The sequence below is a fragment of the Methylobacterium sp. WL18 genome, assembly GCF_008040015.1.
In the GTDB taxonomy this organism is placed as follows: domain Bacteria; phylum Pseudomonadota; class Alphaproteobacteria; order Rhizobiales; family Beijerinckiaceae; genus Methylobacterium; species Methylobacterium mesophilicum.
On the sequence record NZ_VRVD01000069.1, the window covers coordinates 1 to 13,965 of the forward strand.

The 13,965-nt window shown below is 68.9% G+C and carries 13 protein-coding genes; 9 read left to right on the plus strand and 4 right to left on the minus strand.

Features of this window, described 5'->3' with window-relative positions; all coding sequences use genetic code 11:
* Positions 1–1,274 (minus strand): DNA primase (gene dnaG, locus FV228_RS08645; RefSeq protein WP_147854237.1); only part of this gene is annotated, 1,274 nt, incomplete at its 3' end.
* Between the two features lie 251 nt (positions 1,275–1,525).
* Between dnaG and FV228_RS34110 the strand changes: the two genes are divergently transcribed.
* The gene (locus FV228_RS34110) at positions 1,526–2,038 is read left to right on the plus strand and encodes a BrnA antitoxin family protein (protein ID WP_187277677.1); all 513 of its coding nucleotides are present in this window, start codon (positions 1,526–1,528) and stop codon (positions 2,036–2,038) included.
* Between the two features lie 3 nt (positions 2,039–2,041).
* Here the strand turns inward: FV228_RS34110 and FV228_RS08655 are convergent, their stop codons facing one another.
* On the minus strand, positions 2,042–2,503 hold the full coding sequence (locus FV228_RS08655) for a GatB/YqeY domain-containing protein (protein WP_147854239.1): 462 nt from the start codon (positions 2,501–2,503) through the stop codon (positions 2,042–2,044).
* Between the two features lie 192 nt (positions 2,504–2,695).
* On the opposite strand from FV228_RS08655, the gene carA reads away from it, so the two are divergent.
* Together carA and FV228_RS08665 are read left to right on the plus strand one after the other, a co-directional pair.
* The gene (carA, locus tag FV228_RS08660) at positions 2,696–3,928 is read left to right on the plus strand and encodes a glutamine-hydrolyzing carbamoyl-phosphate synthase small subunit (RefSeq protein ID WP_147854240.1); all 1,233 of its coding nucleotides are present in this window, start codon (positions 2,696–2,698) and stop codon (positions 3,926–3,928) included.
* Positions 3,929–4,049: 121 nt separating this feature from the next.
* Positions 4,050–4,427, plus strand: a complete 378-nt coding sequence (locus FV228_RS08665; protein WP_147854241.1) for a hypothetical protein — start codon at positions 4,050–4,052, stop codon at positions 4,425–4,427.
* A gap of 32 nt (positions 4,428–4,459) precedes the next feature.
* On the opposite strand, the gene FV228_RS08670 is transcribed toward FV228_RS08665, so the two are convergent.
* On the minus strand, positions 4,460–4,894 hold the full coding sequence (locus FV228_RS08670) for a pseudoazurin (RefSeq protein ID WP_147854242.1): 435 nt from the start codon (positions 4,892–4,894) through the stop codon (positions 4,460–4,462).
* 303 nt (positions 4,895–5,197) lie between these two features.
* On the opposite strand from FV228_RS08670, the gene carB reads away from it, so the two are divergent.
* From carB to FV228_RS08700, 6 genes are all read left to right on the plus strand, one after another.
* The gene (carB, locus tag FV228_RS08675; protein WP_147854243.1) at positions 5,198–8,671 is read left to right on the plus strand and encodes a carbamoyl-phosphate synthase large subunit; all 3,474 of its coding nucleotides are present in this window, start codon (positions 5,198–5,200) and stop codon (positions 8,669–8,671) included.
* A gap of 90 nt (positions 8,672–8,761) precedes the next feature.
* Positions 8,762–9,238: a transcription elongation factor GreA gene (gene greA, locus FV228_RS08680; RefSeq protein ID WP_187277678.1), complete on the plus strand. Its 477-nt coding sequence runs from the start codon at positions 8,762–8,764 to the stop codon at positions 9,236–9,238.
* Positions 9,239–9,243: 5 nt separating this feature from the next.
* Complete coding sequence (locus FV228_RS08685; RefSeq protein WP_147854245.1) at positions 9,244–9,747, plus strand: hypothetical protein; 504 nt, start codon at positions 9,244–9,246, stop codon at positions 9,745–9,747.
* 33 nt (positions 9,748–9,780) lie between these two features.
* A complete protein-coding gene (locus tag FV228_RS08690) occupies positions 9,781–10,830 on the plus strand; it encodes a mitochondrial fission ELM1 family protein (RefSeq protein WP_147854246.1) in 1,050 nt (349 codons plus the stop codon).
* 14 nt (positions 10,831–10,844) lie between these two features.
* Positions 10,845–11,825, plus strand: a complete 981-nt coding sequence (gene trxB / locus FV228_RS08695) for a thioredoxin-disulfide reductase (RefSeq protein WP_147854247.1) — start codon at positions 10,845–10,847, stop codon at positions 11,823–11,825.
* A gap of 263 nt (positions 11,826–12,088) precedes the next feature.
* Positions 12,089–12,979: a LysR family transcriptional regulator gene (locus FV228_RS08700; protein WP_147854249.1), complete on the plus strand. Its 891-nt coding sequence runs from the start codon at positions 12,089–12,091 to the stop codon at positions 12,977–12,979.
* A gap of 144 nt (positions 12,980–13,123) precedes the next feature.
* Here the strand turns inward: FV228_RS08700 and msrP are convergent.
* Positions 13,124–13,965: protein-methionine-sulfoxide reductase catalytic subunit MsrP (gene msrP, locus FV228_RS08705; protein ID WP_147854248.1), on the minus strand; the 842-nt coding region annotated here is incomplete at its 5' end.

Genomic DNA, 13,965 nt, shown 5'->3' on the forward strand with positions numbered 1-13,965 from the left:
GCGTTCCGGGGCGACAGGCTGCGCAGCCGCTCCTCGATGTCGTCGCGGTAGTAGCGCTTGACGGTCTCGTCGCGGATCGTGGCGACGGTGGCCCGCAGCGTCTGCGTCAGCCCGGCCCGGCGCTCGGGCGTATCGGCCGGCCCCGATTCGAGCGCCCGGCGCCAGAGCAGTTCCGACAGGGGCAAAGCAGCCTGCAGCACCTGGTCGATCGCCCCGGGACCGCCCGAGCGCAGCAGGTCGTCGGGATCCTGACCGCCCGGCAGCAGGGCGATCCGCAGCGAACGGCCGGGTTCCAGGGCCGGCAGGGCGATGTCGAGCGCCCGGAAGGCCGCCCGCTGCCCGGCCTTGTCGCCGTCGAAGCACAGGATCGGCTCGTCGGCGTGGCGCCAGAGCAGAGCCAGCTGCTCCTCGGTGAGTGCAGTGCCCAGCGGCGCCACGGTCTCGGGATGGCCGGCCAGCGTCATGGCGATGACGTCGACATAGCCCTCGACCGCGATGATCGAGCTGCGCTCGTGGGAGGCTTTGCGGGCACCGTGGAGGTTGTAGAGCGTCCGGCCCTTGTGGAAGAGCGGCGTCTCGGGCGAATTCAGGTACTTGGCGCGCACCTCCTTGGAGAGCGCCCGCCCCCCGAAGGCGACGACCCGGCCGCGGGTATCGGTGATCGGGAACATCACCCGGTCGCGGAAATAATCGTACGGGACCGAGACATCCTCGCCGCCGGCGAGCAGGCCCAACTCGACCATCAGCGCCTTGTCGACCCCCTGCCCGGCCAGGTGGTCGCGGAGGGCGTAGCGTTCGTTCGGCGCGTAGCCGAGCCGGAAGGCTCGCTGCGTCTCGTCCTTGAGCCCCCGGCGTTCGAGATAGGCCCGCGCCTCGCTGCCCGGCCCGGCCCGCAGGCGGTCCTCGAACCACCGCGCGGCCATCTCCATGACCTCGATCGCCCCGGCGCGCTGCTTCTCGGCGACGCGGGTATCTTCCGTGGGCGCCGGCAGGCTCACGCCGGCCTCGCTCGCCAGCCGCTCCACGGCCTCGGGAAAGCTCAAGCCCTCCGTTTCCATCAGGAACGTGAAGATGTCGCCGTGCTTGGACGACGAGAAGCAATGATAGAACTGCTTCTGATCGTTGACGTAGAAGGACGGCGTCTTCTCGGCGTTGAACGGCGACAGGCCGCGCCACTCGCGGCCGGCCTTCTTCAACTGCACCCGCCGCCCGACCACGGCGGAGGCCGGCAGCCGGGCGCGGATCTCTTCCAGGATGTGGGGCGGATAGCGCACGGGGCCTGCGGATCGACTGCCTGACCGCCGAGTATAGAGCGCCCGGGCGGTCCGAGTCCCGCCCGGTCATTCGGCAGTTCGGCCGGGCGGGGATTGTGGGGAGAAATGTCGCCGCTCGATCATACCGATCTGCCTCAGTGGGATCGCTTCCCTCCGGCGGAAACGTATATACAATCGTATCGACGACGGTTCGATTCTTGGCTACGATGATGCCGACAGCTGGGTTCGCTTGGGACGAGCGCAAGCGAGTCGTGAACATCGAAAAGCACGGCATCGATTTCCGCGATGCCGCCGGCATTTTCGACGGTCCGCATCTGACGGTCGAAACGATCCGGAACGGCGAAACGCGGAAGGCGAGCCTGGGTCGAGTCGCTCACTCGGTCATCGCAGTGGTTGGACCGATCGGGCGGGCGTCGTACGGATCATCTCGGCAAGAGCTGCGAGGCGACATGAGAGACAAGCCTACACGGCGCGCTTCGGACACTGATCGCGCGGCCGGCCAGACGGACTGGGACCGAATCGCTACCCTCGGCGACGCCGAGATCGCTGCCGCCGTGGCGGATGATCCCGATGCTGCGCCTCTCGATATCGACTGGTCGCGCGCCGAGGTCGTGATGCCGCCGCGCAAGGTTCCCGTCTCGATCCGGCTGGACACCGACGTGCTCGATTATTTCAAGCACGAGGGTGCCGGCTACCAGAGCCGGATCAACGCGGTGCTGCGCAGCTACATGGCCGCACGGATCGCCCGAGGGAGCGACGACTGAGCCTCAGCCCTTCGCTGCCAGCGCGGCCTTCACCAGCCCGCTCGCCTTGCCGAAATCCATCCGGCCCGCGAAGGTGCCCTTCAGGGCGGCGATGACCCGGCCCATGTCCTTCTGGCCCGCGGCGCCGGTCTCGAGGATCGCGGCGTCGACCGCCGCCTTCATCTCGGCCTCGTCCATCTGCTTGGGCAGGAACGCCTCGATGATCGCGATCTCGGAGCGCTCGTTGGCGGCGAGTTCCGGACGTCCGCCCTGCTCGTAGACCGTAGCCGATTCGGTGCGCTGCTTGATCATCTTCTGGAGCAGCGACAGGATCTCCTCGTCGGAGGCGGGCTCCTTGCCGAGGCCGCGGGCCTCGATGTCCTTGTCCTTGAGGGCGGCCTGGATCATCCGCACGGTGGCGAGCTTGTCCTTGTCGCCGGCCTTCATGGCCTCCTTCATCTCGGTGGTGAGGCGGGCGCGCAGCATCTCGATGAACCTTTTGACGGGAGAAACGGGGGGCTGGCCTGCACTTTGCGGGTGTTGAGCCTCGTCGGCCGCACGGCCACATTGACCCCATCGCGGGCCGCTCGCTAAGAGCGCCGCACACGATCATGCCGCCAGCCGAGCGTACCGCATCGCGGTGCCTGCCTTCGGCCGGACATAAGCGAGACCGACCCGATGCTGCAAGACGCCGCCGCGCAGGCCTCCAAACCCGCCGCACCCGAGCCCTGGGCGGAGCCCGTCGCCACGGCCCTGCTGGTGCTGGCGGACGGGACCATCCTGGAGGGCTTCGGCATCGGCCGGACGGGAATCGCCGACGGCGAGGTCTGCTTCAACACGGCGATGACCGGGTACCAGGAGATCCTGACCGACCCGTCCTATGCCGGGCAGATCGTCACCTTCACGTTCCCGCATATCGGCAATGTCGGCACCAACGACGAGGATCTGGAAAGCCTCGAGGCGGCCCCGGCCTCGGGCGTGCGCGGCACCGTGATCGCCTCGGCGGTGACCAAGCCGTCGAGCTGGCGGTCGTCGTCGCATCTCGACGGCTGGCTCGACGCCCGCGGCATCGTCGGCATCACCGGAATCGACACCCGGGCGCTCACCGCCCGCATCCGCGACCATGGCATGCCCAACGCCGTGATCGCCAACGATCCCGAAGGCCGGTTCGACCGGGAGGCCCTGAAGGCGCGCGCCGCGGCGCTGGCGCCGATGGAGGGCTTGGACCTCGTGCCGCCGGTGACCAGCCGCGCGAACTCGGAATGGTCGGAGACCATCTGGGCGCTCGGCGACGGCTACGGCAAGCGCGCGCCCGGCGAGGGCCTGAAGGTGGTGGCGATCGATTACGGCGTGAAGCGCAACATCCTGCGGCTGCTGGCCCAGGCCGGCTGCGACGTCACCGTGGTGCCGGCCACCACCAGCGCCGAGGAGATTCTGGCGCTGAAGCCGGACGGTGTGTTCCTGTCCAACGGCCCCGGCGATCCGGCGGCGACCGGCGCCTACGCCGTGCCGGTGATCCGCAAGCTGCTGGACGAGAAGGTGCCGACCTTCGGCATCTGCCTGGGCCACCAGCTCATGGGCCTCGCGCTCGGCGGCCGGACGCTGAAGATGGGCCAGGGCCATCATGGGGCGAATCACCCGGTCAAGGACAAGACCACCGGCCGCGTCGAGATCGTCTCGATGAACCACGGCTTCGCGGTGGATCCCGCGAGCCTGCCGGCCAGCGCGGTCGAGACCCACGTCTCGCTGTTCGACGGCTCGAATTGCGGGCTCACCCTCACCGACCGGCCGGCCTTCTCGGTGCAGCACCACCCGGAGGCCTCGCCGGGCCCGCGCGACAGCCACTACCTGTTCGAGCGCTTCGTCGCGCTCATGCGCTCGGGCGCACCGGAGACGGCGAAGGACGCCTGACCGATCGGCGCCGGCGCGGTCCCATTCAGGCCGCGCCGGGGTCACAAAATCCGCGAATTCCGGCGGCCTATAGAACCCATCGACGGGCCGCACATGGCGGTTCCGTCAGGGGGATTGCCGGATGACCATCGACGAGGCGCGCGACGACTTCTCCCGCCTGCACCGGACGTTCACGTTCCATCTCGGTGTCGCGGCCGGCCTCGCCTGGGCGACCGCGCTCTACGCCGCCCTCTACGCCCCCTGGGTGCGCAACATCCGCGCCCTGATCGATCCGGCCGCCGGCCTCGACCGGGTCGAGAGCACGGTCTCCTACCTGTTCGCGATGCCGGCCGTCCTCGCCTTCGCCTGGGTGTCCTTGTATTTCGGCCGCGAGATGCTGCGCCGGGCGCAGACGCTCTCGAACGTCGCGCTCGAATTCGCCGCCGCCGCCCTGGTCGCCTTCGGGATTTTTTATCTGTCCATCGACCGGGCGCTCGCCGCGCTTCACGCCGGGTTCTGAGCGGGGGGCGGCGGACCGCCCCCGCCGGATCCCTACTGCACCTTCTCGAACAGCGGCTCGAAGCGCTTGGCGGCGAGCTTGCCGTGCTGGACCGCCTTGGCCGCCTCGAGGTTGTCCGGCTTGTCGCCGACCTCGATCAGGCCGACCATGCCCATGATGTAGTGCGGCGAGCACTTGAAGCCGTAGAGTCCGGGCTTGTCGAAGGTCACGGCCTCCTCCTTGCCGACCACGGTCTTGAAGGTCGGCGCGCCCTCGGGCGCCATGCCCTTGATGAGTTCGGCGTTGTGGCCCTTGTCGGCCGGCACGAACCGGACCGTGTCCCCGGGCTGAATCTTCACGAAGGCCGGATCGAAGACCATCATCCCGCCGGGGCCGTTGTTGAGCGTCTTGACGGAGACTTCCGCGGCCTGCGCGCCGGCTGCCGCGCCGAGCAGAAGCATCGCCGCGCTGAACGTTTCCCTGATCATCGTCAATCTCGAATTGTTATCGTTTCAATCGACGGACCCGTCGATCGGACGAGCTTTATGGAGCCGGAAACGACTCGGCAATGCCATTCGTCATCCAGCGAAGACTTCAGAATTATTTGAATCTGGCGTGAGACCCGGGGGCGGCGGCAACACCCCCCGCCATCGCCGAACGCGCACGGCCTTCCAATGCGCCGATCCGCCGTGTAAACGCGGCGCTCAACGACAATCCCGCCACGCGCGTCCGGGAGCAGGGCCGATCCGAGCCGTGCCCGATCGGGCGCGCTTGGCCTGAAAAGGCCGCCAATGCCCAAGCGCACCGACATCTCCTCGATCCTCATCGTCGGTGCGGGGCCGATCATCATCGGGCAGGCCTGCGAGTTCGATTATTCCGGGACCCAGGCCTGCAAGGCGCTCCGCGAGGAGGGCTACCGCATCGTCCTGGTGAATTCGAACCCCGCGACGATCATGACCGACCCGGACATGGCGGACGCGACCTATGTCGAGCCGATCACCCCGGAGATCGTCGCCAAGATCATCGAGAAGGAGCGCCCCGACGCGATCCTGCCGACCATGGGCGGCCAGACGGCGCTGAACTGCGCCCTGTCGCTGCAGAAGATGGGCGTGCTCGCCAAGTACGGCGTGCAGATGATCGGTGCCACCGCGGAGGCCATCGACAAGGCCGAGGACCGGAGCCTGTTCCGGGACGCCATGACCAAGATCGGGCTCGACACCCCGAAGTCGGCGCTCGCCAACGCCTCCGCGGCCAAGAAGGCCGACCGGGAGAAGTTTCTGGCCGAGATCGCTAAGATCGAGGCCGCCAACGCCGACCCGGAGGCGCGCGCCGGGGCGATCACGGCCTTCGAGCGCAAGTGGCAGTCCGGCGAGTCCGAGCGGCGCAAGCGCTACAGCGAGCACGCCCTCGGGCAGGCCCTGATCGCGCTGGCCGAGGTCGGCCTGCCGGCGATCATCCGCCCGTCCTTCACCATGGGCGGCACCGGCGGCGGTATCGCGTACAACCGCGAGGAATTCCTCGACATCGTCGAGCGCGGCATCGACGCCTCGCCGACCAACGAGGTCCTGATCGAGGAGAGCGTGCTCGGCTGGAAGGAGTACGAGATGGAGGTCGTCCGCGATAAGGCGGACAATTGCATCATCGTCTGCTCCATTGAGAATATCGACCCGATGGGCGTGCATACCGGCGATTCGATCACCGTCGCCCCGGCCCTGACGCTGACCGACAAGGAATACCAGGTGATGCGCGACGCATCCCTGGCGGTCTTGCGCGAGATCGGCGTCGAGACCGGCGGCTCCAACGTGCAGTTCGCGATCAACCCCGAGAACGGGCGGATGATCGTGATCGAGATGAACCCGCGCGTCTCGCGCTCCTCGGCGCTCGCCTCGAAGGCCACCGGCTTCCCGATCGCCAAGGTCGCGGCCAAGCTGGCGGTGGGCTACACCCTCGACGAGATCGCCAACGACATCACCGGCGGCGCGACCCCGGCCTCGTTCGAGCCGACGATCGACTATGTCGTCACCAAGATCCCGCGCTTCGCCTTCGAGAAATTCCCGGGCGCCGAGCCGACGCTGACCACCGCGATGAAGTCGGTGGGCGAGGCGATGGCGATCGGCCGCTGCTTCGCGGAATCGCTGCAGAAGGCTCTGCGCTCGCTGGAGACCGGGCTCACCGGCCTCGACGAGATCGAGATCGAGGGCCTGGGCCGCGGCGACGACCACAACGCCATCAAGGCGGCGCTCGGCGTGCCGACGCCGGACCGGCTGCTCAAGATCGCCCAGGCCCTGCGGCTGGGCGTCAGCCACGCGGAGGTCCACGCCTCCTGCAAGGTCGATCCGTGGTTCCTGGAGCAGATCCAGGCGATCGTCGATCTGGAGAACCGGGTGAAGGCCCACGGCCTGCCCGGCACCCCCGGGGCGTTCCGCCAGCTCAAGGCCGCCGGCTTCTCGGATTCCCGCCTCGCCGTGCTGGCGAAGATGGAGGAGGCCGAGGTCCGGGCCAAGCGTCGGGCGCTCGGCATCCGTCCGGTGTTCAAGCGCATCGACACCTGCGCGGCCGAGTTCAAGGCGCCGACCGCCTACATGTACTCGACCTACGTCGCCCCCTTCGCCGGCACGGTGGTGGACGAGGCGCAGCCGACCGACGCCAAGAAGATCATCATCCTGGGCGGCGGACCGAACCGGATCGGCCAGGGCATCGAGTTCGACTATTGCTGCTGCCACGCCTGCTACGCGCTGTCGGAGGCCGGCTACGAGACCATCATGGTCAACTGCAACCCGGAGACGGTCTCGACCGACTACGATACCTCGGACCGGCTGTACTTCGAGCCGCTGACCGCCGAGGACGTGCTGGAGATCATCGAGACCGAGCGGCAGGCCGGCACACTGCACGGCGTCATCGTGCAGTTCGGCGGCCAGACCCCGCTGAAGCTCGCCCGCGCCCTGGAGGCTGCCGGCGTGCCGATCCTCGGCACGTCGCCGGACGCGATCGACCTCGCCGAGGACCGCGACCAGTTCAAGCGCCTCCTCGACAAGCTCGGGATGAAGCAGCCGAAGAACGGCATCGCCTACTCGGTGGAGCAGAGCCGGATCATCGCCTCCGAGCTCGGCCTGCCCTTCGTGGTGCGCCCGAGCTACGTGCTGGGCGGCCGGGCCATGGCGATCATCCGCGACGAGAGCCAGTTCGCCGACTACCTGCTCGGCACGCTCCCGAGCCTGATCCCGTCCGACGTCGTCGCCCGCTATCCGAACGACAAGACCGGGCAGATCAACACGGTGCTGGGCAAGAACCCGCTGCTGTTCGACCGCTACCTGTCGGACGCGGTGGAGATCGACGTGGACGCGGTCTGCGACGGGCAGGACGTGTTCATCGCCGGCATCATGGAGCACATCGAGGAGGCCGGCATCCATTCCGGCGATTCCGCCTGCTCCCTGCCGTCGCGCTCGCTCTCCCCGGAGACCATCGCCGAGCTGGAGCGCCAGACCACCGCGATGGCGCTGGCGCTGAAGGTCGGCGGCCTGATGAACGTGCAGTACGCGATCAAGGACGGCGACATCTACGTGCTGGAGGTGAACCCGCGGGCCTCCCGCACCGTACCATTCGTCGCCAAGGTGATCGGCGAGCCGATCGCCAAGATCGCCGCTCGGGTGATGGCCGGCGAGAAGCTCGCGAGCTTCGGCCTCAAGCGCAAGGAGCTGGCCCACATCGCCGTGAAGGAGGCGGTGTTCCCGTTCGCGCGCTTCCCCGGCGTCGACGTCCTGCTCGGACCGGAGATGCGCTCCACCGGCGAGGTGATCGGCCTCGATGCCAGCTTCGGCGTGGCCTTCGCCAAGAGCCAGCTCGGCTCGGGGACGCAGGTGCCGCGCTCCGGCACGGTGTTCGTGTCGGTGCGCGACGCCGACAAGGCCCGGATCCTGCCCAGCGTGAAGCTGCTGTCCGAGCTCGGCTTCTCGATCCTGGCCACCGGCGGGACGCAGAAATACCTGGTCGAGAACGGCGTGCCGGCCGAGCGCGTGAACAAGGTCCTGGAGGGCCGGCCGCACGTGGTCGACTCGATCAAGAACGGTGACATCCAGCTCGTGCTGAACACGACGGAGGGCGCGGGCGCGCTTTCCGACTCGCGCTCGCTCCGGCGCGCGGCCCTCTTGCATAAGGTGCCGTATTACACCACTCTAGCCGGCGCGATGGCGGCGGCCGAAGGGATCAAGGCCTATCTAGAAGGCGATCTCCAGGTTCGTGCCCTGCAAGAATACTTTGCGGCCTGAGCCTCAGGGTCTAGCTGACTTAACTTCGTGGCCCGGGGAGAGTGCTTCACTCTCGGCCGGGCCTCTTCATTGTGGCGCGAGACGATGACGATAGACAAGGTTCCGATCACGGTGCGCGGTTTCGCGGCTCTCGAGGAGGAGCTGAAGCACCGCCAGCAGGTGGAGCGCCAGCGCATCGTCGCGGCGATCGCCGAGGCCCGCGCGCACGGAGACCTGTCCGAGAACGCCGAGTATCACGCCGCCAAGGAGGCGCAGTCCCACAACGAGGGGCGCGTGATGGAACTCGAGAGCATGATCGCGCGCGCCGAGATCATCGACGTCTCGAAGCTGTCGGGCGACAAGATCAAGTTCGGCGCCACCGTGAAGCTCGTCGACGAGGACACGGAGGAGGAGAAGACCTACCAGATCGTGGGCGAGCCCGAGGCCGACGTGCATGCGGGCCGGGTCTCGATCACGTCGCCGATCGCCCGCGCGCTGATCGGCAAGGGTGTCGGCGACACGGTCGAGGTGACGACGCCGGGCGGCGGCAAGTCCTACGAGGTCGTCGGCGTCCAGTTCGGCGGCTGAGCGCGATGCGTGCGCATGTCCGGGGCTGGCTCGCCGGCCTCCTCCTGCTGTGCGGGCTGGTGCCGGCCTCGGCGGCCGGCGACTTTCCGCCGACCGCGACCTTCTCCGACGTCCGGGTCGACGTGCGGCCCCTGCGGGACAAGGGCGCCGGCCTCCAGGCCGACGCGCTCGCGGCCGACCTGAACGCGGCCCTGCGCAAGACGTTCGCCGGGCGGATCGGTGGTGGCGGACCGCGTCTGGTGGTGGTGGTGACGGCGCTGTCGCTGCGCCCCTATGTCGGCGGCGGCGCCCTGCGCGGCCGGGGCGGCAATTTCGAGACCGACTACCTGGAGGGCGAGGCGCTTCTCGTCGGCCGCAACGGGCAGGTGCTCGGGCGTCACCCGCAGATGACCGCGACCCCGTCGAGCTACGGCGGCGCGTGGTACGCCCCGGATTTCGAGGCCCGGCGGCTGGCGGCGATCGCCGACATCTACGCCCAGTGGCTCGCCCGCGACCTGCCGCGGAATTAGCCCCGGCCCGGCCTGCGGTGTAAGGCGTTTTCGATGAGAAGCATCGACGTGCCGGAGGCGACGCCCGCCCCGCCGGCTCAGACATCCGTGCGGCGCGAGCCCCCTCCCGAACTGTCCCACGCCCGGGCCTGGATCATCACCGACGGCAAGGCCGGCGACGAGAACCAGTGCGTCGGCATCGCCGAGACCCTCGGGGTCCCGTTCGAGATCCGCCAGGTCCCGGCCGCCGGCCCGTTCGGATGGGTCGCCCCGTGGGGGCCGATCGACCCGCGCGAGAGCCCGCGCCGCCGCAACGGCGCCCTGTCCGGGCCCTACCCCGACCTGCTGATCGCCTCGGGCCGCCGGGCGGTGCCGTATCTCCGGGCGCTGCGGCGCGCCACCGACGGGCGGACCTTCACGGCCTTCCTCAAGGATCCGCGGACCGGCGCGGACAGCGCCGACTTCATCTGGGTGCCGGATTACGACGACCTGCGCGGCCCCAACGTCTTCACGACCCTGACCGCGCCGCACCTGGTCACCGCCGCCCGGCTGGAGGCGGCCCGGGCCAACCCGGATCCGCGGCTCGCGAACCTCGACGGCCCGCGCGTGGCGGTGCTGGTGGGCGGCGACAGCCGGCACCTGAGCTACCGCAAGACCGACATGCAGCGCCTCGTGGGCGAGTTGCGTAGCCTGATCGACCAGGGCTGCCGGCTGATGGTGACGATCTCCCGGCGCACGCCCAACCCGCTGCGCGACGCGGTCAAGTCGCTCACGGCCGAGACCGGAGGCTTCCTCTGGGACGGGACCGGCGACAACCCCTACGTCGCCATGCTGGCGCTCGCCGAAGCGATCGTGGTCACGTCCGATTCGGCCAACATGGTCAGCGAGGCGGTGGCGACCGGCGCGCCCGTTCTGCTGTTCGACCTGCCGCGTACCTATATCCGGCATCGGCGGATGTTCGCCGGCCTGGCGATCGCCGGGGCGCTGCGGCCGTTCACCGGTCGCTTAGTCGATCTGCCGTACAAGCCGATCGACGCGACCCCGGTGATAGCCGAGGCGCTCGCCAAGGCTTACGCTGCGCACCGCGCGACCGGACTGACCTGAAGGGACCGAGAGAGATGGCCCACACGCACGCCAAGCTCGTGATCGTCGGATCCGGCCCGGCCGGCTACACCGCCGCGATCTACGCCGCCCGCGCGATGGTCGAGCCGCTGCTGATCTCCGGCTTCCAGCCCGGCGGCCAGCTGATGATCACCACGGACGTCGAGAACTACCCGGGCTTCGCCGAGGCGATCCAGGGGCCGTGGCTGATGGAGCAGATGCGGCTGCAGGCGGAGCATGTCGGGACCAAGATCGTCTCGGAATACATCACGTCGGTCGATCTCAAGCAGCGGCCGTTCCGGTTGGAGGCCGATTCGGGCGAGACCTATTCCTGCGACGCGCTGATCATCGCCACCGGTGCTCAGGCGAAGTGGCTCGGCCTGCCCTCCGAGGCGGCGTTCCAGGGCGGCGGCGTCTCGGCCTGCGCGACCTGCGACGGCTTCTTCTTCCGCGGCAAGGAGGTCGTGGTGGTCGGCGGCGGCAACACCGCGGTCGAGGAGGCGCTGTACCTCGCCAACATCGCCAGGAAGGTCACGGTGGTGCACCGCCGGGACAGCTTCCGGGCCGAGCGGATCCTGCAGGAGCGGCTGTTCAAGCACCCGAACGTCACCGTGCTGTGGCACCGGGAGATCGCGGAGATCTGCGGCGTGCAGAAGCCGGCCCCGGCGGTCACCCATGTCCGGCTCACGGACCCGCGCTCGGGCGAGATCAGCGAGATACCCGCCGACGGCGTGTTCGTGGCGATCGGCCACCAGCCGGCCACCGCGATCTTCGAGGGCCAGCTGCCGATGCGCCACGGCGGCTACCTGTCGGTGCGGCCGGGCACCGCCGAGACCGAGATCCCCGGCGTGTTCGCCGCGGGCGACGTCACCGACGACGTCTACCGGCAGGCGATCACGGCCGCCGGCATGGGCTGCATGGCTGCGCTGGAAGCGGAAAAATTCCTCGCCAACCTGGAGATCGGCGAGACGCCGGTTCAGGCCGCCGCAGCCGAGTGAGACCACGCAGCGCAGGGCCATCGGCGCTGTTGGACCAAAGTCCTGTCAACAACTTCGCGATCTGAACCCTTGCGTCCGACCATGCGCCGGGCGCATAGGGGTTCTGACCGGGCAGGGCTGCAAGCGTTGCATGCCCCAGCAGCGCCGGCCGCGTCCGCGCGGCGTCGGCGGCGTGCGGATCGCCCGGTGATACGCCTGATGCAGCACCGGCCCGGCGCGGGCCGCGCATCGAATGCGGATTCGCGGTGGTGGGGGTTCTCGCCTTGGATTGGGACAAGATCCGGATCTTCCTGAACGTCGCTGAGGCGGGCAGCTTCACCAAGGCGGGCGACGATATCGGCCTCAGCCAATCGGCGGTCAGTCGTCAGATCAGCGCCCTGGAGCGCGAGCTGAAGGCGCCGCTGTTCCACCGTCACGCCCGCGGCTTGATCCTCACCGAGCAGGGCGACCTGCTGTTCCGCGCCGCCCGGGACATGAAGCTGCGCCTGGAGAACACCCGGGCCCGCCTCGTGGAGACATCCGAGCGGCCGACCGGCGACCTTAAGGTGACCACCACGGTGGGGCTGGGCACCTCGTGGCTGTCGCAACGGGTCGGCGAGTTCCTGGACCTCTATCCGGATGTGCGGATCGAGCTGATCCTGACCAACGAGGAACTCGACCTCGCCATGCGGGAGGCGGACGTGGCGATCCGCATGCGCCGCCCGGCCCAGCCGGACCTGATCCAGCGCCGGCTGTTCACGGTGCATTACCACGCGTTCGCCAGCGTCGATTACGTCAAGCGCTTCGGCGAGCCCAAGACCATCGAGGAACTGGACAATCACCGCCTGGTCTCGTTCGGCGGCAACGAGCCGTCCTATCTGCTGGCGGCCCATTGGCTGGCCGATGCCGGGCGCGAGGGCCGCGACCGGCGCAGCGTCCACCTGACGGTGAACAACATCGGCGCGCTCCAGCGGGCCATGGAAGCCGGCGCCGGCATCGGCATCCTGCCAGACTACGCGGTGGACGGCGACCAGCAGCTCACCCAGGTCCTGCGCGACACCGAGATGCCGAGCCTGGAGAGCTACCTGGTCTATGCCGAGGAGATGCGCTCGGTCGCCCGGGTGCAGGCGTTCAGGGACTTCCTGGTCTCGAAGGCGCAGCGCTGGACCTACTGACCGGCCACCCTCCCTGAAGGGCGCGGTTTCATAAGGTCCCCGACCTTTTGCGGGTGCGGGGCAGAGCCCCGCGGATCCGACGGATTCCGCCAAAGGACCGGACGCCCTTGGCGATCCCCCCTCTTCAGCGTCCCGGCCCGTCCCTCACAGGAACAGCCGCTCGCCCTCCAGCCCCTTGTACAGCCCGGCGACCTGCTCGCCGTAGCCGTTGTAGATCAGCGTCGGCACCCGCTCGTCGGTGCCCAAGACCCGCTCGGAGGCCTGGCTCCAGCGCGGATGCGGCACCGCCGGGTTCACGTTGGCCCAGAAGCCGTACTCCGAGGCCTGCAGGCCCTCCCAGAAGGTCTTGGGCCGCTCGGCGGTGAAGGAGATCTTGACCAGCGACTTCGCCGACTTGAACCCGTATTTCCACGGCACCGCGATGCGGATCGGCGCGCCGAACTGGTTCGGCAGCGGCTTGCCGTAGATTCCGGTGACCACGAAGGCGAGGTCGTTGCCGGCCTCGGCCAGGGTCAGCCCCTCGGTGTAGGGCCAGGGGTAGAAGAATGCGCGCTGGCCGGGCGCCATCGCCTTGTCCATGAAGGTCTCGAAGCGGATATACTTCGCCCCGGACGCGGGCTTGGCGAGCGCCACCAGCTTCGACAGGGGAAACCCCGTCCACGGCACCGACATCGACCACGCCTCCACGCAGCGGTGACGGTACAGCCGCTCCTCCAGGCCGATCTTCCGGATCAGGTCTTCGACGCCGATCTCGAACGGCTTTTCCACGAGGCCGTCGATCTTCAGCGTCCAGGGCTGGGTCTTGAGGGCGTTGGCGGCCGGAAGCACCGTCTTGGACGTGCCGAACTCGTAGAAGTTGTTGTAAGCGCCGCTGAACTGCTCCGGCGTCAACGGCCTGTCCAGCGTGTAGGCGGGGTTGCGCGGCGCCGGGTAGAGCGCCGCATCACCCGCGGCCGCGAGGGCGGAGCGGCTGCCCAGGACGGAGC